This window comes from Plebeiibacterium marinum (assembly GCF_026013615.1).
Lineage (GTDB): Bacteria > Bacteroidota > Bacteroidia > Bacteroidales > Marinilabiliaceae > Saccharicrinis > Saccharicrinis marinus_A.
This window is the reverse complement of sequence record NZ_JAPDPI010000004.1, coordinates 98,719-121,208: the sequence shown is the minus strand read 5'-3', so window position 1 is coordinate 121,208 and position 22,490 is coordinate 98,719. Positions and strand designations below refer to the sequence as shown.

Below are 22,490 nucleotides of genomic sequence, written 5' to 3'. Positions count from 1 at the left end.
GAATGGTTTTTATTTCTTTTATCTTGTGTCTTTTCTCTGATGATCTGGATACCTAACAGCTTACTGTTTTTTCAACCAATTCACCTTCAATCGAGAATCTGGCTGCGCTGGTAATTTTTAGTTCAACAATTTGTCCGATTAACTCCTTGTTGTCCGATGCCAAACGTACTACAATTTTTCCATCAGTATGGCCAGACAGGTAGCCTGGTTTTCTGTCTTGTTCCCTAACTAGTACTTTTAAAGTTTTCCCAATTAACGACTTATTGTATTCGTAGGTATGTTTCTGAAGTTCTTCACTTAAAACAGCATACCTTCTTTTCTTCTCGTCGAGGGTAATGTTATCTTCCCATTTGTAAGAGGTTGCTCCCGGACGAGGAGAATACATCGCAATATAGGCCATGTTATATTTAAACTCGGCCATGGCTTTGCGTGTGTTTTCAAACTGTTCTTCAGTTTCATCAGTAAAACCAACAATAATATCGGTAAATACTGTAGCCTGGGGAAGTATCCTTCTCAGAGATTGCATGGTTTCCCTGTATTTTTCAACAGAGTGCTTGCGGTTCATCTTGATAAGGACTTTTTCATCGCCACTTTGTAAAGGAAAATGTATTTGTTTTCCCAAACACTTATATTTAGCTATGATATGAAAAATATCATCCGTCATATCCATTGGGTGTGGAGATGTAAAATAAACCCAGAACTCATTATTTATAGCTTCGCCTATTTCCCCTATTTTTTCAAGTAATTCGGCAAATGTAATTTCTTCTCCATGCTTGTCTAACCCATAGGAATTTACATTTTGTCCGAGCAGGGTAATGGATTTGTACCCTTTTTCGGCTAATGATTTCACTTCGGTCAGAATTTCATCGGATGGACGCGAAACTTCGCGTCCCCTTGTGTAAGGAACAGCACAATAGGTACAAAATTTATTGCAACCGTTTTGTATCGGAACAAAAGCTTCAAAGCTGGAATCGTATTTAGGCTTTACATCCCAAAAAAGTTGGATTTCATCTATTGGGTTGTTGGGTTCCGGAACAATTGCCATAGGCGAAGTGATACCGTATTCAGTTAGCATCTTTGGGAACTGAGGTAGCTCAGGCATGGCAAATACTATATCAAAAAGCTTTAAGAACCGCTCTTTATCAGCAGGTAATACACAACCGGATATAAATGTTATCAGGTTTTTTTTATTCTTCCATTTATTCCAGGTGAAAATTTTATTGTATACCTTGTCAATAGCTTTCTGGCGGACAGAACATGCCAGTATCCCAATAAGGTTGGCATCTTCCTCGTTATCAGCTTTAGTGTATCCTGCTGCATTTAATACTGACGCCACACGCTCCGAATCACTCAAATTCATTTGACAACCCAATGTCAGTAAATAGTACTTCACAATTATAATTTTATTTTGTTACGCAACTTAAATTGTTTATTGAGAGGGATTGATATAAACTGCCGTCTCAATGTTTTATTCTTAGAAATATACTTCAGCATGAATCTGACTGTTGGGTATTCCTTGAGCTTCAAGGATATCATAAACGTCATGAATCATATTGCAATTTCCGCACAAATATACTTCAGAATCTTTATCTATTGTAACATCTTGTAAATAATTTGTAATCCTGCCCGTATAATCTCCGCTTTTGTCCCTTGAAGAACATAAAATGTAATTGTTTTCAGGGTATTCATTTTTTTCATAAGATTCTACAGCGTTTCGTACGCCATGTAGTATCTGATATTTTATTTGTGGATTACTTTTTACTATAGAATGGAAGGGCGAAATACCGGTACCTGTTGCGATGAACAGAAAATTATTGGATTGAACTTTCTCTTCCTTAACGGTAAAATAGCCAACAGGTTCTTCTACCACAACCGATTGCCCAACCTTTAATTTTTTTAAAACGGGTGTTACCAGGCCATTCTGAACTTCTTTAACAAGTATTTCAATATATGGGTCGTTTTCTGCACTGTAAATAGAGTATTCCCTTGAATGAACTCCATCAGGTGGGCCTACGCAGATATGTTGTCCGGCTTTAAATTTCAGGCCGTTCTTTTCAAAGCGGATGATAAAGGTTGATTCGGTTAAGTGTCGGATCTCAAGTATTTCATGATAGTTTATCCTGTTTCGTTTCATTTGAAATTTTTTATTTATGATTTGAATCTTAATGCCTTGTCAATGAAAACCATCCTTTTTGCAAATTGTTCATCTTAAATTATTAAGTTCTATCTGTTTTCTATTGACAAGATTATTCATATTTTTATTGACTAATAATTTTAACAAAAAACTAAAATAATTATTCAAACTATGGACTTGGAAAACTTTAGGAGTAAGGAGATTAGCTGGCTTTCATTTAATGATAGGGTTTTGCAAGAGGCCTCGCGTGAATGTGTTCCGCTAGTTGAGCGAATAAAGTTTCTTGGAATTTATTCTAACAATATGGATGAATTTTTCAGGGTTCGGGTTGCTGTGTTAAAAAGAATAGTTCAATTAGATAAGAGTACTGTATTTGAAGGGGGCGCTCCAAAGGATATTCTTAAAGAGATTCATAATGAGGTGATAAGGCAGTCTATAAAGTTTGCCCGCATTTATGATGATATTATTGTTCAGTTAGAGAAGGAAGGAATACACCTGATAAATGAAAAGGCACTGACTGAAGAACAGGGGAAGTTTGTTAAACGTTATTTTCAAAAGAAAGTAAGAGGCTTTTTGATGCCGATTATTATTTCCAAAAAAAGAGAATTGCCCGACCTTTCGGATGACAGTATTTATTTAGGTGTATACCTACAGGGGAATGACCGGGATAGGGACAATTATGCCCTGATAGAGATCCCCTCTGTACTAGACCGATTTGTGCTGCTCCCATCAAACGATGGGAAAAAATATGTAATGTTATTGGACGATGTGATTAGGTATGAGCTGAAGGATATTTTTTATATGTTTAAATTTGATCATATTGAGGCACATACATTTAAATTGACCCGGGATGCAGAATTGGATATAAATGATGATATCTCAGAAAGTTATGTCAAAAAGATTTCTAAAGGTCTGCAGAGGAGGAAGGAAGCCAGTCCGGTAAGGTTTGTACACGACAAAAAAATGCCGGAGGAGTTGTTGTCACTTTTGCTTAGAAAGTTGAAGTATACCAAAGAAGATGCCGTGATTAGGGGGGGCAGGTATCATAATTTTAAAGACTTTATTGGGTTTCCAAAGTTTGGTGCCAAAAATATGACGTATAGTTCTCTGGCACCAATACCTCATAAGGATATTATACCCAATACTTCATATTTTCAGTTAATTACAAATAAGGATATTCTATTGCATTATCCCTATCATTCGTTTTTTAACTTTGTTGATTATTTGCGTGAAGCCTCAATTGATCCCACGGTAAAAGAAATAAAAATTACTATTTATAGGGTTGCCCGCAATTCAGCCGTTATGAAAGCCTTGCGAAATGCTGCCAGAAATGGTAAAAATGTTACAGCCGTAATGGAGTTGCAAGCCCGTTTTGATGAGAAGGCCAATATTGTGCATACGCAGAAACTAAAAAATGCAGGGGTAAAAATAATATTTGGGGTTCCAGGACTTAAAGTGCATTCAAAACTATGCTTAGTGGTTCGTAAAGAAAAAAGCAAATTGGTTAATTATGCCTGTGTTGGAACTGGTAATTTTAATGAAGATTCAGCCAATGTATTTGCCGATCATCTGCTTATGACAAAACATGAAGGAATTGCAAATGAAGTTTCTTCAGTTTTTGACTTCTTTAAAAGAAATTATAACATCCCGGTTTTTAACCATTTGTTGGTTTCTCCTTTTTATATGCGAAATACTATTGAGTATTATATTGAAAGGGAAATGGTAAATGCCCGTCATGGAGAAAAATCATATATTTATATTAAGATTAATAATCTTGTTGATTATGATCTGATTCAATTGTTGTATAAGGCTAAAAAAGCCGGAGTAGAGGTAATCCTAAATGTGAGAGGTATGTTCTCTCTGTTGTCAGAGTTTGATACACCTGAAAATGCTATAGAATCGTTTGGATTAATTGATAGATTTCTGGAACATTCCCGGGTTTTTGTTTTTTGTAATGGGGGTGATGAAAAAGTGTACATCTCTTCAGCTGATTTTATGACCCGGAACTTAGACAGAAGGATAGAAGTGGCTTGTCCAATATATGATAAAGAGCTCAAAGGAGAAATTCTTAAGCAACTGGAAATGCAAAGAAAAGACAATTGTTCGGCCAGATATTTGAATAATGACCTGGATAATACTATAAAAACCCCGAAAGATGGAGAGCCTGAATATAGGGCTCAGATTGAATTTTATAAGTGGTTGCGCGACAGAAAAAAGGCAAAGTAATGTTAGGAATAGAGTCTGTGAGTTTCACAGGCTTTTTTTATATGGCATTTTAGAAACAATACTTCGTTAAACTTTTTAAATAACTTGATATTATGACTATTGAAAAGATGAGCGTGGTTAAAGAGTAGAATTTAAGCACCTTGTAAATTGGTCTTTTATCTTTAGTCTTGCGTCTGACGATCTATTAAGATATTTATATTGAGATATATCATTGAACAACGCGTTACTTATCCTCAACTTTACCCATAATTTAAACATGTTTACATTTATAAAGCATAAGCTATGGCAAAAATGAAAGCATTGGTAAAATCCAAACCAGAGCGTGGTATCTGGATGGAAGAAATTGATTTACCGGAAATCGGAGTTAACGATGTGCTTATAAAAGTGGTGAAGTCTGCAATTTGTGGAACAGATTTACATATTTATTTATGGGATGAATGGGCGCAAAGAACCATTAACACCCCAATGACTATAGGGCACGAATATGTGGGCTATGTAGCTAAGGTAGGGTCTGAGGTTATTGAATTTAAGGAAGGAGACAGGGTTACTGGTGAAGGTCATATCGCATGCGGGCACTGTAGGAATTGCAGGCGGGGGCGACAGCATATATGCGAAAACACAGTTGGTATTGGTGTTAATATTGATGGGGCTTTTGCAGAATATGTAAAGGTGCCGGCCACCAACGTTATGAAAGTACATCCAAATATTTCGGATGAAATTGCCTCAATAATGGATCCTTTTGGAAATGCAACACATACAACCCTGAGTTTTCCTATTATTGGAGAGGATGTTGTGGTTACGGGCTCCGGCCTGATTGGAAGCATGTGTGTGGCAATTGCAAAATTTGCTGGTGCCAGATATGTAGTAGCTACAGAAACAAATTCGTTCAGGGCTGAGTTGGCCAGGAAAATGGGCGCAACGCGAGTGGTGAATCCCATAAAGGAAGATTTAAAAGATGTGGTGAAGGATTTAAATATGAAAGGTTTCGATATTGGTCTTGAGTGTTCTGGAAATTCTGCAGCATTTAATTCCATGTTGGAAGTGATGTATAACTCAGGCAAGATTTCATTGTTAGGAATACAGCCCTCAAGTACCCAGATTGATTGGAGTAACGTGATTTTTAAAGGGCTTACATTAAAAGGGATATATGGAAGGGAGATGTTTGAAACCTGGTATCATATGGAGCAAATGTTATTGTCGGGCATTGACCTGACACCAATGATTACACACCGGTTCCATGTAAACGATTTTCAAAAGGGTTTTGATGTAATGGAAACGGGCAATAGTGGTAAAGTAATATTGAATTGGGAATAGTGGTTAAGAATTGATTATTGATCCCAATTTTTAATTTTGGCCAAATCTTCATAATTTCGAACAGAAAAAAATATTTAGTGATGCAAATAATCAGACTGTTTTTTCTGTTGGTATTTATGAATGGTTTGGCGCTTCAGGCTCAGTTGAAGATTGAAGACCTTGAAGAGCAGGCAAGAGAGATCTCAAGATTAACAGATGCCTATGAAAAAGAATATCAACTGGCAGAGTTTACAAAGGTTTTTAAAACTTTTTTAAAAACATATAACGATAATACCACCCTCCCTGACACGGCGCACATTCAAGTAACCAGATCAAGTGATTCAAAATATCAGGTATTTTATTACAATACTTATAAAGATGGTGTTGTATATAGGCTCGACTGGTTTGTGGTTTATGGCAGTATTTATAAAAAACAGGTTCTGCATTTTCATGATAAAACCTTTTCGCATAAAGATAAAAGGGGAAATGGGGCGTTTAGGTTGCATCTGTCAAAGTTAACAGAAGGAACCCATGATTTATATCCATTAACATTTTCTTTTAAGGCTGATGGCAAAATTTATAGAGAATACCGGGATTTGGCGTCTGTTTGCATGTTTGAGCAATTGCTTTTACGAAAAACAGATAAAGAGAGAATGTCATTAAACGACTCCATCTTGAGCAGGATGGAAATTCTGTGGGGAAATAAAGAGTATTTTGGATCAGGGTTTAAAGGTTTAGGCCGGATGTCAACTTTAATATCGGAAGACAAAAGAGTAAAAGTTTGTACCTGGAATATTCCTATGGAGAACTCATCAAATAAGTTTTTTGGTGCGGTAATTATAAAAGACGATAAGGGGGATGTAAAATACTTTGTTTTAAACGATGCATCGGATAAAATGCGTTCTCCGGAAAAGGCTGTATTATCTCCACGAAAATGGTATGGAGCAGTATATTATGATATTGTTCCGGTTAAAGATAGAAATTATGGAACATATTATATGTTGCTGGGCTACAAACCCAATAATGAAATGACAAAGAAGAAAGTAGTAGAACCTCTTATTGTAATCAGTAACACTACTCCCAAATTTGGTCACTCAGTATTCCAACGGGAAAGGGTGGTTGATAAAAGGTTGGTATTTGAATATGGGGCAAACAATAATATGATGCTAAAATACGACAAGCATAACAAACGTTTTGTTTTTGATCATTTATCACCATCAAGTCCGTTGTTTAAAGGTAATTTTAGACTCTATGGGCCAGATTTTTCGTATGATAGTTACGAGTTTGAAAAGGGCAAATGGGTGCTATATAAAGATGTGGACTTGAGGAATGCTGCTTTGGAATAAAGAGAGAGGGCGTTAACAATTGTTCATTTTGTTACCCTCAATCATAGTTTTAAAATTCTATTCAATTATTTATGGGTGTTTTTGCAGAAAAGTTTGATGATATAAAAATATTTAGGTTTGATGTTCCCGGTTTTCAAAAGCTGACATTAAAGCAAAAGCTATATGTTTATTATTTAAGCCAGGCAACATTGGCCGGGCGAGATATTTTATGGGATCAGCACGGAAAGTATAACCTTTACTTACGTGATATCCTCGAAGCTGTTTATGTACAGGTTAACGAAGATCAGCATGCGGAGTGGGAAGCTTTTGTTACCTATTTAAAAAAGGTTTGGTTTTCGTCAGGGGTTCATCACCATTACAGTACGGATAAATTTATCCCTGGATTTTCTGCTGAGACTTTTTCGTTGTGGGTTAGTAAGTTAAATGTAGGTGCTGGCAAGATTACAGATGACCATCTGAATGCACAAAATTTAGAAAAATTAAAGGAGCTGATATTTAATCCTGAAGTAAGTGCAAAAAGGGTAAATACAAATCCGGATTTCGACCTGATCACCTCTTCTGCAAATAATTTTTACCACGGAGTAAATCAAACAGAAGTAGAATCCTATTACCAAAAGTTGAAAGATGAATCAGAAAACAAAAAGCTTTCTTTTGGTTTAAATTCACGACTTGTCAAAAATAATGGAAAAATAACTGAAGAGGTATATAAATCCTCAGGACTGTATGGAAATGCCATTGATGAAATTGTTCATAACCTGAAGCAGGCTAAAAACTACGCAGAGTCAGAAGAGCAGATTGCCATTATTGATTTGTTGGTGAGGTTTTACCAGACTGGTGATTTGGAAACTTTTGATGATTTTAATATCAGTTGGGTAAAGGCTCTTTGTGGCGATGTGGATTTTATAAATGGGTTTATAGAAACATATGGCGATCCAATGGGCATGAAGGCAACCTGGGAAGGATTGGTGCAAATAAAGGATGAAGATGAAACCAGAAAAGCCCAGGTGATTGCAGAAAATGCAAATTGGTTTGAAGCAAACTCTCCGGTAGACAAAAAGTTTAAAAAGGATGAGATTGTTGGTATTTCTTTGAAAGCTATAAATGCAGTAATGTTAGGAGGGGATTGTTATCCGGCTAGTCCATTGGGTATCAACCTGCCTAATGCCGAATGGATAAGGGAAGAGTTTGGATCTAAATCGGTTACGTTGACCAATATTTCAAATGCACACCATAAAGCTTCGTTAAGCACAGGATTCGCAGAAGAATTTACGTGCTCAGGAGAAGATGTTGAGCTTGAAAAAAAATATGGGGCAATAGCGGATAATTTGCATACGCACTTGCATGAATGTGTGGGACATGGTTCCGGGAAGTTGATGGCTGGTGTGAGTTCCGAAGATTTGAAATCTTTTGGCTCTGTAATTGAAGAAGCCCGAGCCGATTTGTATGGCTTGTATTTTATGTATCATCCCAAAACACTAGAATTGGGGTTAATTCCACATTTGGATGCTGCAAAAGCTCATTATAATTCGTACATCAGAAACGGATTGCTAACCCAAATAACAAGGATTAAATTGGGTGACCATATTGAACAGGCTCATATGCGAAACCGACAACTCATATGTAAATGGGTTTACGAAAAAGGGCAGGACGAAGTAATAAAGAAGGTAATAGAAAAGGGCAAAACTTATTTTGTAATTCATGATTTTGAAAAGCTACACACCTTGTTTGGTGAATTGCTTCGGGAGATACAAAGAATAAAATCAGAGGGAGATTATGAAGCTGCAAAATTGATTGTTGAAACCTATGGTGTTACTATTGAAAAGGATTTGCACAGGGAAGTTTTGGAGCGGTATGAAAAATTGAAGCTTCCTCCGTTTACCGGATTTTTAAACCCTGAAATGGAATTGCAGAAAAAAGGTGAAGAAATTATAGATGTTTGTATATCTTACCAGACAGATTATGCTCAACAGATGATAGGATATTCAAAAAAGTTTGGTTGCTTAAACGCCTTTGATTAGTAACCGGGTTTAAAACAAATATTTAATAATGCGTATTAGGTCGATTTACTTATCTATTTAAGATATTTAAGTCTTTTTTTTGCAATTGGCTTTTTGTTTATAATAAAAAACTCGCTTTCTTTGCATAAATAATTTGATATAGAAATCATTAAAAGATAAAATATATGGAAATTTCAAGAAACAAAATGGTAACACTATCCTATGTGTTGCGATTGAACGGATTTGAGGGGGAGATTGTTGAAGAAACCAGTGAAGAAAAACCATTGGAGTTTATTTTTGGAACAGGAAGAATGTTGCAAATGTTCGAGAATAAGCTTGAGGGATTAAAGGCCGGAGAAGAATTTAAGTTTGAGCTAAAGGCAGATGATGCTTATGGCCAGATAAATGAAGAGGCTAAGGTAAATATTCCTAAGAATATTTTTGAAGTAAATGATGGTAAAATGGATGAGGAGTTGATTAAAGTAGGAAATATGGTTCCTATGCAGGATGCTCAGGGAAACCGTTTGAATGGTATTGTTTTAGATGTTACTGATGAACATGTGCAAATGGACTTTAATCATCCGTTGGCAGGCGATGATCTATTCTTTTCTGGTGCTGTAAAAGAAGTGAGAGAAGCTACTGATGAGGAAATTATGGCTGTAGTTGGTGGCGGTGGCTGTGGTTCAGGTTGTGGCTGCGGTGATGCACAAACAGGTTGTGATAGCGGATCTTGTGGATCTGATGGATCCGGATCAGGTGGTTGTGGTTGTTCATAACAAAGCACGATAAAAATTTAAAATATAAAGCCTGTTTTCTATGTGAAAATGGGCTTTTTTATTTTTATACAATATATGTGAAAGGGATAATTCAATATCTTTTCTATTTTTGTGACATTAATCATGTAATATAGATTGTTAGATTTTAAATAAGAGATATTTAGACTTCTTGAAAGATATGCTTATGAAACTAACATTTTATCAATATTGAACTTGTAGATTAGACAGATATTGAATTAATTAAGGCCAAGAGTCCCTTATCTCAAGTCTCTAATCTAATAATCATTAAATAACAATGGCAGGTAATTCTTTTGGAAAATTTTTTAAACTTACATCTTTTGGTGAGTCACATGGTAAAGCAGTTGGTGGTGTAATAGAAGGCGTTATGCCGGGACTGGAAATAGATATGGATTTTATTCAAGGTGAATTGAACCGTCGCCGTCCTGGTCAGAGTTCAATTACTACACCACGGGATGAAAAGGATAAAGTGGAGATTTTATCCGGTGTTATGGATGGTATAGCAACAGGTACACCTATAGGTTTTGTAATTTGGAATGCCGATCAGCGCTCAAAGGATTATGGAAATATAAAGGATGTATTCCGGCCTTCCCATGCCGATTATACATATCAAAGCAAATATGGTATCCGTGATCATAGGGGAGGGGGACGTTCCTCTGCAAGGGAAACCATTGCACGGGTGGTTGCCGGCGCAATTGCTAAACTGACTTTAAAAAAATATGGAGTTGATATTGCTGCCTATACTTCTCAAGTTGGCAATATTAAGCTGGAAAAGACATACAACGAACTGGATTTGTCGAAGATTGAAGATAATATTGTTCGTTGCCCCGATGCTGAAATGGCAGAAAAAATGATTGAATATATTGATCAGGTTCGTCAGGCAAAAGATTCGGTTGGAGGAGTGATTACTTGTGTAGTTAAAAATTCTCCAGTTGGACTGGGAGAGCCGGTGTTTGATAAGTTCCATGCTGAGATGGGAAAAGCAATGTTGGGTATTAATGCCGTTAAGGGATTTGAATATGGTATGGGCTTTAAGGCAGGTGAGATGAAAGGAACTGAGCACAATGATGAGTTTTATATGGAAGGGGAACAGGTCAGGACCCGGACCAATAAGTCAGGCGGTGTTCAAGGAGGAATTACCAATGGAGAAGATATATACATGAATATTGCTTTTAAACCTATTGCAACTATTTTAAAAGAGCAAAATACCGTTAATAAGCATGGCGAAGAGGTGCAGACTACGGTAAAAGGGCGTCATGATCCATGTGTGCTGCCTCGTGCAGTACCTATTGTTGAGGCTATGGCAGCTATGGTTATGGTTGATATGATATATTTGAATAAGATGTATAGCTAGTTTTGAGTTAAAAGTCGAAAGTATTGTAGTTTAATGAAAAATACTCCTCTTTACATAAAAATTATTCTTGGTATTATATTGGGTGCTGTATGGGCCATTTTATCAGGTTGGCTGGGCTGGCAGGAATTTACCCGTGACTGGATTGCCCCGTTTGGTAAAATATTTATTAACCTGTTAAAATTAATTGCAATTCCATTGATTTTATTCTCAATAATAAGTGGTATTGTTAGCCTGGGTAATCCCAAAGATCTTGGTAAATTGGGGGTCAGGACTTTGGGTTTGTATTTAATTACTACGGTATTAGCGGTTTCCTTAGGCTTGGTGTTAGTGAATGCTATTGCCCCCGGAAAATCGCTGTCGGAAGAGATACGTACAGAAAGTAGGATTACCTATGAACTTTGGGCAAAACAAGAGGGGGTAGAAATTAAAGATCAGGTTCGGCTTATTGATTCGCCTGAATTAGAAGAGATTGTATTACAGAAGCGCGAACAGCTGAAACGAGATGTTTCCATGGATAAAGCACCGGTTTTTCAGTCTCCAAAGGATCATGGGCCACTTCAGGCTCTTGTTGATGTGGTTCCGGTAAATATCTTCAATGCCCTTAGTGGTAATGGATCTATGCTCCAAATTATATTCTTTGCCATCTTCTTTGGGATTGCAATACTGTATGTTCCTACTGAAAAATCAATAGTTTTAATTCAATTTTTTGATGGGGCCTCCGAGGTTTTTATTAAGATGGTAGATATAATTATGAAAGGATCTCCGTTTTTCGTATTTGCCTTGATGGCTGGAGTTATAAATGATATTGCCGGAGATAATCCAGCCATGATTGTTGAGATATTTAAAGGATTGGGATGGTATTCTGTTACAGTTGTAGTTGGTTTGTTACTGATGGCTTTTGTTATCTATCCTGCTGTTTTAAAAATGTTAGTACCTCAACGTAAGTTTTTTGACTTTTTAAGGGGGATAAGTCCGGCACAGGCATTGGCCTTTTCAACCAGCTCCAGCGCAGCTACTTTGCCTGTTACATTTGAGTGTGTAGAGGAAAATTTAGGTGTGGATAAAAAAACAGCTGGTTTTGTATTGCCAATAGGAGCTACTGTAAATATGGATGGAACTAGCCTTTATCAGGCTGTTGCAGTCGTTTTTCTTGCTCAGATGCATATGATTGATCTTTCATTATGGCAACAAATTACCGTAGTATTAACAGCAACGCTAGCCAGTATAGGTTCTGCTGCAATTCCCAGTGCAGGAGTAGTTATGCTGATGGTAGTGTTAAACTCTGTAGGATTAAACCCAGCCTGGATCGCTATTATTCTGCCTGTTGATAGAATCCTGGATATGGTAAGAACTACTGTAAATGTAACAGGGGATGCAACTGTGGCAACAATTATTGATAAGTATGCCCAGTAAGGTGTTTTAATGTAAATTGGTTGGTTTTGTAAAGTTGAGTTTTGCAAGTTTATTGCCCACAGATATTGAAATGATAAGGAAATAAAAAAAGCTGCTTTAGGATTGTGTTTCCAAAGCAGCTTTTTTTTATTTCAATTTTTATTTAAATCAATTCTTTTGCAGCATTTAAAGCTCCGTCGTAATCCGGATCATTAGTAATTTCAGGAACATACTCAACATATTTAACTGTATTATCTTTGTCGATAATAACAGTCCCGCGTGTTAACAACCTGAATTCATCAATAACAAAACCATATTTCTCGCCAAAATCAAGGTCTTTATGATCGGAAAGAGTTATGATGTTTTCAAGCCCTTCTGCACCACAAAAGCGGCTTTGTGCAAAAGGAAGGTCAACAGAAATAGATAGGACCACAACATCTTTCAGGTTGTTGGCTTCTACATTAAACCTTCTGTTTTGAGCGGCACATACGCCAGTGTCAATTGATGGATATATAACAAGAACCTTTACTTTTCCATCATAATCAGAAAGTTTTACAGGTTCTAGTTTTTCATTTATAACAGTAAAGTCAGGTGCTTTATCACCAACGTTTATTTTATTACCTACTATTGTTACAGGATTTCCTGCGAATGTAATTTGTAAATCTGTCTTGTTCATTATTTAATTTGTTTTTGTTTATGAAAAGAACAAGAAAGTTATAAAAAGGTTTTTATTAATGGTGAAATTTGCATTTGTTAACCGTAAATAAATTTCACATATGTTGGTTTTATTTTGTTTAAGTAATTGTAATATAGTGTATAGTGACTGTTAGTTTAGACAGGATATTTTTTTTGAAGGTTTGCTTTTTGCTTTGATTTTTTTAGGTATCGAAACTAAAAACTCAGTTCCCTTACCAACTTCGGAATTTATAATTATGGTGCCATTTAGTTTTTTTATCAGGTCGTAACTTATAGAAAGACTTAGGCCAACACCATCCTTCTTGTTGTTGAGCTTAAAACTTATGGTGTTGAATTTTTTAAAGATCATTTTCTGTTTTTCGCTTGTTATACCCGGGCCTGTATCGCGTACAAATATCTTTATATTGTTTTTGTTTTTATGACAATGGGCAATCCCAAACTTTACTTCGCCTTGTTGTGTGTATTTTATGGCGTTTGAAATAAGGTTTGAAAGGGCCTGATGCAATAGTAATTCGTCAGTAAAAACTTCCAGGTTCTCGTTGCAGTTGATTTCGTAGGATAAAACTATATTTTTATTCGGAGGCAATTGGTTGGAAAAAGAGTTAAAAAGCCTGACAATTAGAGGCTTTATGAGTGTTGTTTTTTTGTTTGGTTCAATTAGTCCGGCTTCAAGTTGCGTGGCGGTAATAATGTTGTTCATAAGTTTTAGGAGCGAGTCTCCGTTTTCCTTAATTATCTTAAAGTAAAATTCCTTTGTTTGAGCATCATCTTCACAGTTTTTTAATAACTCAGAAAAGCCAATAATGGCGTTCATCGGAGTGCGGACTTCGTGGCTCATATTTTCCAGGAAACCTGATTTTACACGTTCTGAGTTTATTTTGTTCATGGTTTGAGCTATAAACTGCTTTTGTATCAGGTACAATAAGGGTACTTCAATCAGGAAAAATAGCATTGATACAAGGTAGAGGTCTAAAAATCTATCAAAAGTGCTTTTATAAGGAATGATGGTTTGGGGCATATAATATTCTAAGGTGAATAGTGCCAAAAGATTGGTTGAGAATGCGATGATAAGTAGAGATTTTCTTTTTATTTCAATAAAGAATAAAAATAATGGAATGAAAGCTTGTAAAACAAATAACGTAGGACCATTACTGCCGCCATTGGTAAGCCATAAAAAGTTTAATGCAGCAAATATGTATATAATAAACGCCCTTTTTGCAAAATGGTATTTGTTTTTAAAATGAGATAGATATAATAGTAAACAATTTAATAGTAAGGATGCTCCAGTAAATAAGGTCAGCTTATATGATAAACCAAGGATTAGGTTTGAAATAGTTGAGAATATACTGATTACGATACAGAAAAACAGGATGTAATGAAATGTTTCCTGCGTGTTTATTCTTCTGATTTTAATACTGATCCATCGTTCTAAGGTGGAGATGAGAGGTAGGTGCATATTTAATGTTTATGAGTTAGTGAGATAAAGGCTTAATGATGAAATATGTGATAAAAAAAATATTAACTATCTTAAAGTTTGTATAATAATTTGATATTTCCAAATTTTATTTGGTACAACATGTTTATTATCAGTTGTTAATTGTAGTTATAACGGTGTCTTTTTTGTGTTTTTGGTAAGGATGAAAATATGGCTTGATAAAAGATATAGGTGTTATATGTAAATAAAAAAAGCCATCGGAATTGATGGCTTTAGAATATTTTGATTTTGAAAGCTGTTGCTTTAGTTAGCTTTTAACGCTTCAACCTTTTTGCGATAATCGTTAATGGCAACATGGTAGTCTGGGTCTTTTAATATGTTTACGTCACATATTTTTTCAGCCCTATTGATTAATTTGACACAGTCATGACTTAAATAGCGCAGGTGTACATTGGTGCCTACCAATTGGTATTTTTCAGCTACTTTATTGATGGCTTCAATAGCAGATTGATCCATAATTCTTGAGTCTTCAAAACTGATGACCACTTCTTTTGGGTCGTTTTTAACATCAAAGCTATTTGAAAAAGTTGCGGTTGCAGCAAAAAACAGCGGGCCATGAACAATATAGTGCTTAACTCCATGTTCTTCGTCCATAGTACTTGAAATTCGTATTTTTACAGCGTTTTCCCAGGCAAATACGAGAGCTGAAACAATAACCCCTGCAGCAACAGCAATTGCCAGGTCAAAAATCACTGTAAGGATAGTAACCAGGGCGATAACGATAACATCTGCTATTGGAATTTTATTGATGATTTTAAACGTACTCCACGCAAAAGTTCCAATAACTACCATAAACATAACCCCTACAAGAGCTGCAATTGGTATCATTTCAATATATGCAGAACCAAATAGGATAAACATTAGCAAAGCAATGGCTGCAACAATTCCAGATAGTCTGCCGCGGCCGCCTGATTTGATATTGATGATACTTTGGCCAATCATGGCGCATCCACCCATACCTCCAAAAAAACCGTTTGTGATATTTGCAATCCCCTGGGCAACACATTCCCTGTTTCCACTACCTCTGGTCTCTGTTAATTCATCAACCAAAGTAAGGGTCATTAACGATTCGATCAATCCGATCATTGCCAGGATAAAGGCATAAGGGGCAATAAAACCGAGTGTTTCAAAGTTTAAAGGAATCATGGGGATGTTAAATGTTGGCAATCCGGCCTTGATGCCTGTGCCTCCTCCTGAAATAACAAAGGATCTTACTGTTTCAGTTTCAATACCCCCAAGTATAACTATTAACGAAACCACAATTATTCCTACAAGGGCTGCCGGGATCTTTTTGCTAAACTTTGGCAAAAAATACATTATTGCCATGGTTAAAAATACGAGCCCAAGCATTATGTATAGCTTTGATCCTGATAGAAATACGCCGTTTATTTTAAACATGCCAAGTTGCGATGTGAAAATCACAATAGCCAATCCATTTACAAATCCCATCATTACCGATTGTGGAACCATACGGATAAATTTACCGAGTTTAAGCATGCCGGCTGACATTTGAATTAACCCGGCCAGTATAATAGTAGCAAATAAATATTGGATTCCCATCATACTCCCATCTGGCCCCATAGCATTCCCTTCAATAACAAGGTTAACCATTACTACAGCAAGTGCGCCAGTTGCCCCGGATATCATTCCTGGTCTTCCGCCCAATACTGCAGTGACTAGGCCCATCATAAAAGCCCCATATAAACCAATGATGGGTGAAATACCCGCAACAAAGGCAAAGGCAACCGCTTCCGGTACCAAGGCAAGGGCTACGGTAAGGCCAGATAAAATATCATCTTTAACCGACCCCTGTCGTTTGTCGATAAATGAAAAAGTAAACTTCATATTTTGTATGTTATGTATTACTAATGAAATGTTTAAGATTGTTTTCCTAATCCAGCCCGCAAAATTAATAAAATCACTTTGTTTTATGCTATTGAATTAGGAGTTGAAGTTCGGAAAAAGAATAAAGAATGTTAAAATGGAAAGGCATTTAAGAAATATATCAGGAAAAACTTACATCCTGATTTGATAAAATCATTTCTTTTTTGGGGAGGTCGGTAGAAGAATGCGTGTTAAAGTTATTTTATTTGGAGAGTGTAGTATAATAAGTTGGGATTATCTGATTTTATGAATATATTAAGCCAACAATTGTGTAGTGTTTGAGTATGGATACAGTAGCAGAGGAACTATCGTTGATAGGTAAATTGAAAGAGGAGCTAAATCTTTTAAAGGAGAGAAATATAAAGGGTGACTTGTCGCGTGCATTAGATCTTGTTGATGAATTGGAAAGTGATATTAAGAATAGGTGTTCATCACATTTAATTACGGACGAATTACGTTTTATTCTTGATAAAATAGATGAAGCTGTATATGTAAAGGATACAAAATCTTGTTTTATTTACGCCAACAACAAGTTTCTGAAAATTGTGGAAGTTGATTCTTTTGGTGAGATTGAAGGAAAAACAGATGACGATTTAAATTGGGGCAACCTGGAGCGCGACCGGTTTAAGTACATGAGTAAGATATGTATTCAAAACAAAGCCTCCGTTAAAAATGTAATTGGCCCGGTTAAACGCAGTAATGGTCAGCATTATTGGTTTGAATGTCGTAAGTCGCCCGTAATTAATGCCCAGGGGAAGGTTGAAGCTGTTTTTGGTATTTTAGATGATGTAACTAATTCTAGAAAAAAGCAGCAGGCCTTGTTGCATAGTGAGGCTAGGTTGAAAAACTATTTCCTGAACACTAATGATGGGTTGTTTATTCTTAATTATAAGTTTGAAATAATCGATGTTAATCCTGCCATATTTCAGATAACAGGGTATAAACGGGATGAATTGCTGAAGCGTAACTTATTTGATCTGTTTATTGACAACGAAAGCCTGGATGGTTTAAAAGAGAAGTGTAAAAATATTGGTATAAATACAGAGTCGCATGAATGCAGTCTTATTTCTTTGGATAATAAGCTGAAGCATGTTAAGCTGGATATTTTAAATGTTGAAATAGACCATTATATCTGTTTTGTTAAAGATATTTCGGATCTAAAACGAGCTATAAAAAAAGCAGAGGAAAGTAATCGTTTAAAAACTGCTTTTTTGCAAAACATCAGTCATGAATTGCGTACCCCTTTAAATGCAATAATTGGTTTCTCAAATATTCTCGTTCGTAAGATGTATGATACAGAGAAAGATGCAGATGCCTACAAAAAGGTGATCTATAATAACTCAGAGTATTTGCTTGGATTGATAAATAATGTAATTGATTTAAGTAAAATAGAAACAGGACAGACTGATTTAAATCCTTCCAAATTTGTGTTGGTGCCTTTTATAAAAAATGATGTATTGCCTGTGATCATTGCCGAAAAAGAACGTTTGAATAAAGATAAGGTGATTATAGATTTGGATGTGAGTGATCTTTCGGAAAGGGTGGGTTTGTATGCCGACCAGGGCAGGTTGAAGCAGATTATAGTAAATTTGATGCACAACGCCCTAAAATTTACTATTGAGGGCAAAGTTTCGTTAAAAATATATGAGGCAGGAGATTGCTTGTTGTTTGAAGTAGCGGATACAGGTATTGGGATTAATAATGAACAGTTAGGAAGGATTTTTCACCGGTTTTACAAGGTTCAGGGGGAAGGTGTGGTTACCCCGTTCCCAAATCAAGGATCGGGTTTGGGACTGGCTATTGTAAAAAAGTTATTGAACCTTATGAATGGGCGAATTAAAGTTGAATCGGAAATAAACAAAGGAACCAGATTTATTTTTGAAATTCCCAAACAATATGAGCCCGCTCGATAAATGGATTGTAGGAAGTGACATCTTTATTAGTGTTAAAAATAGTTATGTAGGTATTAGTTAGTGAGAATATTCTTAATTTTGTCTCGCTTAAATACAGAAAAATTAATTGCATTATAATGAAGAAAGTAGCTATTCCTACTAAAGGAGATATGATTGACAGCCATTTTGGACATTGTGAGAAATTTACCATCTATACTTTGTCTGATAAAGATGAAATAATTGGAACGAGTGAATTCCGTGGCCCGGAATCATGCGGGTGTAAAAGTAATCTTGCTTATGATTTAAAAGAGCAGGGTGTAAGTGTATTGCTAGCCGGAGGTATGGGGCAAGGAGCAATTAACAAATTAAAGGAATGTGGAATAGAATCGTTTATTGGTTTTAGTGGAGCTGTAAAAGATGTATTGGAGAAATGGTTAGGAGGAAATCTTGGGAATTTTTCAGTATGTAATGCACATGCCAATGGGGATCATAATTGTTCTCATTAAAAAAGTTAGCTTTCTATTCAGGATTGCAACGGAGTAGGCAAAATGTCTACTTCAAATACAATCCGTTTAGTTTGATATACTCAAATGCTTGTTGGGGTAATAGGTATCTGTAATCTTTTCCTTGTTTAATACCTTTTCTAAGTGTAGTGGATGCAATGTTGAATACGGGAGCTTCTATTACTTCAATTGAAGCGTTCAAGGCAATTTTCCCTATTGGGTATTCGGGTCTGGGATAAACTTTTATAGGGCAGCGTTGGAGTATGTCTTCAATGTTTTTCCATCTGCTAAGAGAAAGCAGGTTATCGGAACCCATAATAATTGAAAAGGAGTGGTCGGGGTAGAGTTTGTATAGTTCCCTAATAGTTTTATATGAGTATGATGGAATGGGTAAGTTGAGTTCTATATCGCATATTTTAAACCGGGTATCATTTTCAATACTTAATTCAAGCATTTTAATTCTGTGTTCGGCAGCTATTAAGTCGTGTGATTGCTTAAATGGGTTTTGCGGACTCACAACAAACCATATTTCTTCCAACTCTGTATTTTCTATAATATAGTTGGCAAGAGCTAAATGTCCTACATGAACGGGGTTGAAGGAGCCAAAAAATAATCCGGTGTTTTTTTTGCTATCAGGCATTTAAAAAACTGTTGAGGATGTTTTCTGTTTCTTTGATAGCCTTTTCCAGGTTGTCGTTAACCACAATCTGGTCAAAATCTTTTGCGTATGAAATTTCCTCCTCAGCTTTGTTGAGGCGTTGTTTTATGGTTTCTTTGGTATCGGTTCCTCGTCCGGTTAATCGTTTTTCAAGTTCTTCAATAGAAGGGGGCTGGATGAAAATTGAGACAGCCCTGTCTCCATACATTTTTTTAATATTTAAACCACCAACAACATCTACATCAAAGATGATGTTGTTGCCTTTGCTGGTAATTCTTTCCACTTCGCTTTTGAGTGTTCCATAATATTTATCAGTGTACACTTCTTCCCACTCCAGTAATTCTCCTAAGCTTATTTTTTGCCTGAATTCATCAGGCGACAAAAAGTAATAATCATTTCCGTGTTTTTCTTCTCCTCTGGGAGATCTGGTAGTTGCTGAAATTGAAAACTCAAGGTTGAAATCCTTATCTAAAAGGCTTTTTACAATAGTAGTTTTTCCAGACCCGGATGGAGCGGAAAATATGATTAGTTTACCTTTGTTGGTCATATAAGTATTTTGTGATATTATATTATGTTGTCGCGTAATTGTAATAAAATGATTAATCAAGTATTTACACTTGCGGATAATGAAAAAACTATAAAATATTCAGGTTTTGCTCTTTAATTTTTTCAAGTTCATCTTTCATTTGAATTACGAGCTTTTGAATCTCGGCATGGTTTGCTTTGGAACCCAAAGTGTTAATTTCTCTACCGATTTCCTGAGTAATAAACCCAAGTTTCTTTCCAACCATTTCTTCATTATTAATTGTTTCTAAAAAATAATCTAAATGATTGGCTAGTCTTACCTTTTCTTCTGTAACATCAAGTTTTTCCAGGTAAAAAATCATTTCTTGCTCAAACCGGTTCTTGTCAACGTTAATTTTTTCTTTTAATTCATTCAATTGATCCAGAATCCTCTCTCTGATTCTTTCAATTCGTTCATTTTCAAAAGATTCAGTCTGTGAGGCTAGCTTTCTTATGTTTTCGATCCTGTTAATAATATCAGTATTGAGATGTTTGCCTTCTTGATTACGGAATTCATTTAAGCATTCAATTGCCTTGGAGAAGGTACTTGCTATGATTTTCCATTCCTCTTCGTTCAATTCTGCTTGCTCAGTTTTAATCGTATCAGGCAAAGGCATAATAGCCCTTAGTATATCTGTTTTTTCTGTTAGTCCAAGCTTATCCGAAATTGGCAATAACTGATTGTAATAGTTTTCAATGACCTGCGTGTTTATTGAAGTGTTTTTTTCGGTACCCAAAAAATCTACATAAAAACCAACATCAATTTTGCCACGTCCCAGTTTGTTTGCTATTTCGTTACGCAAAATCAAATCTTTTTCTCTATAAATATTTGGTAAGCGCATGTTTACATCCAACTGCTTGCTGTTTAGGGATTTGATTTCAATGCTTATTTTTTTTCCGGGAAGTTCACAAGTGGCTTTGCCAAAGCCTGTCATTGATTTTATCATAATATCTTTTTTGCTTTTTTAAGGTGCAAAGTTAATCTTTTTACAGATAAGGAAGATAAAAAGTGAGGATTTGTAAGAAAAATAATACTTTATAAAATGTTTTGTGATGATTAAGCATATTGTGATGAATTATTGTTGCTCGTATCTGTAATTGCAGTAATAGTTGAACAAAATCAAGGTTAAATGGTTTTGACTAATAAAAATGATTTTTTTTGAATAAAAGTGCTGAATTTAAGTAATTTGATGTGCGGAATGTCGAGATATTTCGTATATCTTTTTATATTTGACGAAATTGAGCTGTGTATAAAAAGGAATAATAGTTAACTGCAGAAAATCTATAGAAATGGGAGTTTATTCAATTAAAGATTTAGAAAGGATATCAGGGGTAAAAGCACATACAATCAGAATTTGGGAAAGAAGGTATAATATTGTAGAGCCGGCCAGGACAAAAACAAATATCAGAAAATATTCGGATAGGGATTTGAAGCGTTTGTTGAATGTTTCAATACTTAATAATAACGGATATAAAATATCGCATATTGCATATTTGAGTGATGAAGATTTAGGCAAGAGGCTTGCTTATTTGTGTTTGGATACAAAAAAAGTAGATATCCAGGTTGAGAGTTTGATGGTAGCTATGCTTGAATTAGATGAAGTGAAGTTTAATTCAGTATTAAACCAGTCGATCATTAAACGCGGTTTTGAAAAAACGGTAGAAGAAGTATTGTTTCCATTTCTTGATAGGGTAGGCATATTGTGGCAGGCAGGATCTGTAAATCCGGCCCAGGAACATTTTATGAGTAACCTTATCCGTCAAAAGCTTATTGTAGCTATTGATAATCAGATGGAGAACCAAAAGGTAGATAAGCGTATAACCTTTTTTCTTGATGAAGGAGAGTTGCACGAAATAGGCTTGCTTTTTTATAGTTTTCTTGCCCGAAAGGAAGGTTATAAAGTGATTTATCTTGGAAGTAATGTTCCATTTGAAGATATAAAGGGTATTGATCAGGTTAGAAAGGCAGATGCATTTTTCACTTGTTTTGTTTCACCACCGGAAAACAGTCTTGATAAAATTTTGAAAGCTTATAGCGAGGAGTTCCCAAATACCCCAATATTTATTAACGGAATGCAAGTGAAAGAGTATGAGGGTGATTTGCCCGATAATGTTATGCATATTTCTAGTGCTGAGGTGTTTGTGGAAGTATTGAGGAAAATGTAACAGAAAAACTAAAATTAACTTTTAGTTGGCGAATATCAATTATTAATAGCTTATATTGTGCCGGTATTTTGCAATTGATATTATTTTAATAAAGTA

The 22,490-nt window shown here is 35.6% G+C and carries 18 protein-coding genes; 10 read left to right on the top strand and 8 right to left on the bottom strand.

Translation table 11 applies throughout. The features are described from left to right. Nucleotides 1–52 precede the first annotated feature (52 nt). Entirely contained in the window at nt 53–1,393 is a 1,341-nt protein-coding gene (miaB, locus tag OM074_RS03620; protein ID WP_301197921.1) for a tRNA (N6-isopentenyl adenosine(37)-C2)-methylthiotransferase MiaB, read from the bottom strand. 81 nt (nt 1,394–1,474) lie between these two features. Then, a complete protein-coding gene (locus OM074_RS03615; protein WP_301197920.1) occupies nt 1,475–2,134 on the bottom strand; it encodes a ferredoxin--NADP reductase in 660 nt (219 codons plus the stop codon). Nucleotides 2,135–2,305: 171 nt separating this feature from the next. On the opposite strand from OM074_RS03615, the gene ppk1 reads away from it, so the two are divergent. The 7 genes from ppk1 to OM074_RS03580 all read left to right on the top strand — a co-directional run bounded on the left by ppk1 (nt 2,306) and on the right by OM074_RS03580 (nt 12,557). Next, on the top strand, nt 2,306–4,360 hold the full coding sequence (gene ppk1 / locus OM074_RS03610; RefSeq protein ID WP_301197919.1) for a polyphosphate kinase 1: 2,055 nt from the start codon (nt 2,306–2,308) through the stop codon (nt 4,358–4,360). Nucleotides 4,361–4,642: 282 nt separating this feature from the next. Continuing rightward, entirely contained in the window at nt 4,643–5,674 is a 1,032-nt protein-coding gene (gene tdh, locus OM074_RS03605) for an L-threonine 3-dehydrogenase (protein WP_301197917.1), read from the top strand. 80 nt (nt 5,675–5,754) lie between these two features. Continuing rightward, entirely contained in the window at nt 5,755–6,999 is a 1,245-nt protein-coding gene (locus tag OM074_RS03600; RefSeq protein ID WP_301197916.1) for a hypothetical protein, read from the top strand. A 71-nt stretch (nt 7,000–7,070) separates the two neighbouring features. After that, nucleotides 7,071–9,017: a dipeptidyl-peptidase 3 family protein gene (locus OM074_RS03595; RefSeq protein WP_301197915.1), complete on the top strand. Its 1,947-nt coding sequence runs from the start codon at nt 7,071–7,073 to the stop codon at nt 9,015–9,017. Nucleotides 9,018–9,181: 164 nt separating this feature from the next. Then, the gene (locus tag OM074_RS03590; protein ID WP_301197914.1) at nt 9,182–9,772 is read left to right on the top strand and encodes an FKBP-type peptidyl-prolyl cis-trans isomerase; all 591 of its coding nucleotides are present in this window, start codon (nt 9,182–9,184) and stop codon (nt 9,770–9,772) included. Nucleotides 9,773–10,067: 295 nt separating this feature from the next. Next, entirely contained in the window at nt 10,068–11,144 is a 1,077-nt protein-coding gene (aroC, locus tag OM074_RS03585; RefSeq protein ID WP_301197913.1) for a chorismate synthase, read from the top strand. A 33-nt stretch (nt 11,145–11,177) separates the two neighbouring features. Further along, nucleotides 11,178–12,557: a dicarboxylate/amino acid:cation symporter gene (locus OM074_RS03580; RefSeq protein WP_301197912.1), complete on the top strand. Its 1,380-nt coding sequence runs from the start codon at nt 11,178–11,180 to the stop codon at nt 12,555–12,557. Nucleotides 12,558–12,699: 142 nt separating this feature from the next. On the opposite strand, the gene tpx is transcribed toward OM074_RS03580, so the two are convergent. The 3 genes from tpx to OM074_RS03565 form a co-directional block, all read right to left on the bottom strand. Further along, on the bottom strand, nt 12,700–13,212 hold the full coding sequence (gene tpx, locus OM074_RS03575; protein WP_301197911.1) for a thiol peroxidase: 513 nt from the start codon (nt 13,210–13,212) through the stop codon (nt 12,700–12,702). Between the two features lie 150 nt (nt 13,213–13,362). Then, nucleotides 13,363–14,688 (bottom strand): sensor histidine kinase, encoded by a 1,326-nt coding sequence (locus OM074_RS03570; RefSeq protein WP_301197910.1) that lies wholly within the window; start codon nt 14,686–14,688, stop codon nt 13,363–13,365. Between the two features lie 282 nt (nt 14,689–14,970). Next, nucleotides 14,971–16,572, bottom strand: coding sequence for a SulP family inorganic anion transporter (locus OM074_RS03565; protein WP_301197909.1), 1,602 nt, complete (start codon nt 16,570–16,572; stop codon nt 14,971–14,973). A gap of 323 nt (nt 16,573–16,895) precedes the next feature. Here OM074_RS03565 and OM074_RS03560 point away from each other — a divergent pair, with 323 nt between their 5' ends. Further along, the gene (locus tag OM074_RS03560; RefSeq protein WP_301197908.1) at nt 16,896–18,524 is read left to right on the top strand and encodes a PAS domain-containing sensor histidine kinase; all 1,629 of its coding nucleotides are present in this window, start codon (nt 16,896–16,898) and stop codon (nt 18,522–18,524) included. Nucleotides 18,525–18,640: 116 nt separating this feature from the next. Beyond that, nucleotides 18,641–19,009, top strand: a complete 369-nt coding sequence (locus tag OM074_RS03555) for a NifB/NifX family molybdenum-iron cluster-binding protein (RefSeq protein ID WP_301197907.1) — start codon at nt 18,641–18,643, stop codon at nt 19,007–19,009. A gap of 46 nt (nt 19,010–19,055) precedes the next feature. Here the strand turns inward: OM074_RS03555 and nadD are convergent, their stop codons facing one another. The 3 genes from nadD to OM074_RS03540 all read right to left on the bottom strand — a co-directional run bounded on the left by nadD (nt 19,056) and on the right by OM074_RS03540 (nt 21,175). Further along, nucleotides 19,056–19,646, bottom strand: a complete 591-nt coding sequence (gene nadD / locus OM074_RS03550; RefSeq protein ID WP_301197906.1) for a nicotinate (nicotinamide) nucleotide adenylyltransferase — start codon at nt 19,644–19,646, stop codon at nt 19,056–19,058. Further along, complete coding sequence (gene gmk / locus OM074_RS03545) at nt 19,639–20,211, bottom strand: guanylate kinase (protein WP_301197904.1); 573 nt, start codon at nt 20,209–20,211, stop codon at nt 19,639–19,641. Before gmk ends, nadD begins: the two co-directional genes overlap by 8 nt. 88 nt (nt 20,212–20,299) lie before the next feature. Next, on the bottom strand, nt 20,300–21,175 hold the full coding sequence (locus tag OM074_RS03540) for a YicC/YloC family endoribonuclease (RefSeq protein ID WP_301197903.1): 876 nt from the start codon (nt 21,173–21,175) through the stop codon (nt 20,300–20,302). Between the two features lie 343 nt (nt 21,176–21,518). Here OM074_RS03540 and OM074_RS03535 point away from each other — a divergent pair, with 343 nt between their 5' ends. After that, nucleotides 21,519–22,394, top strand: coding sequence for a MerR family transcriptional regulator (locus tag OM074_RS03535; RefSeq protein ID WP_301197902.1), 876 nt, complete (start codon nt 21,519–21,521; stop codon nt 22,392–22,394). Nucleotides 22,395–22,490: the final 96 nt, after the last annotated feature.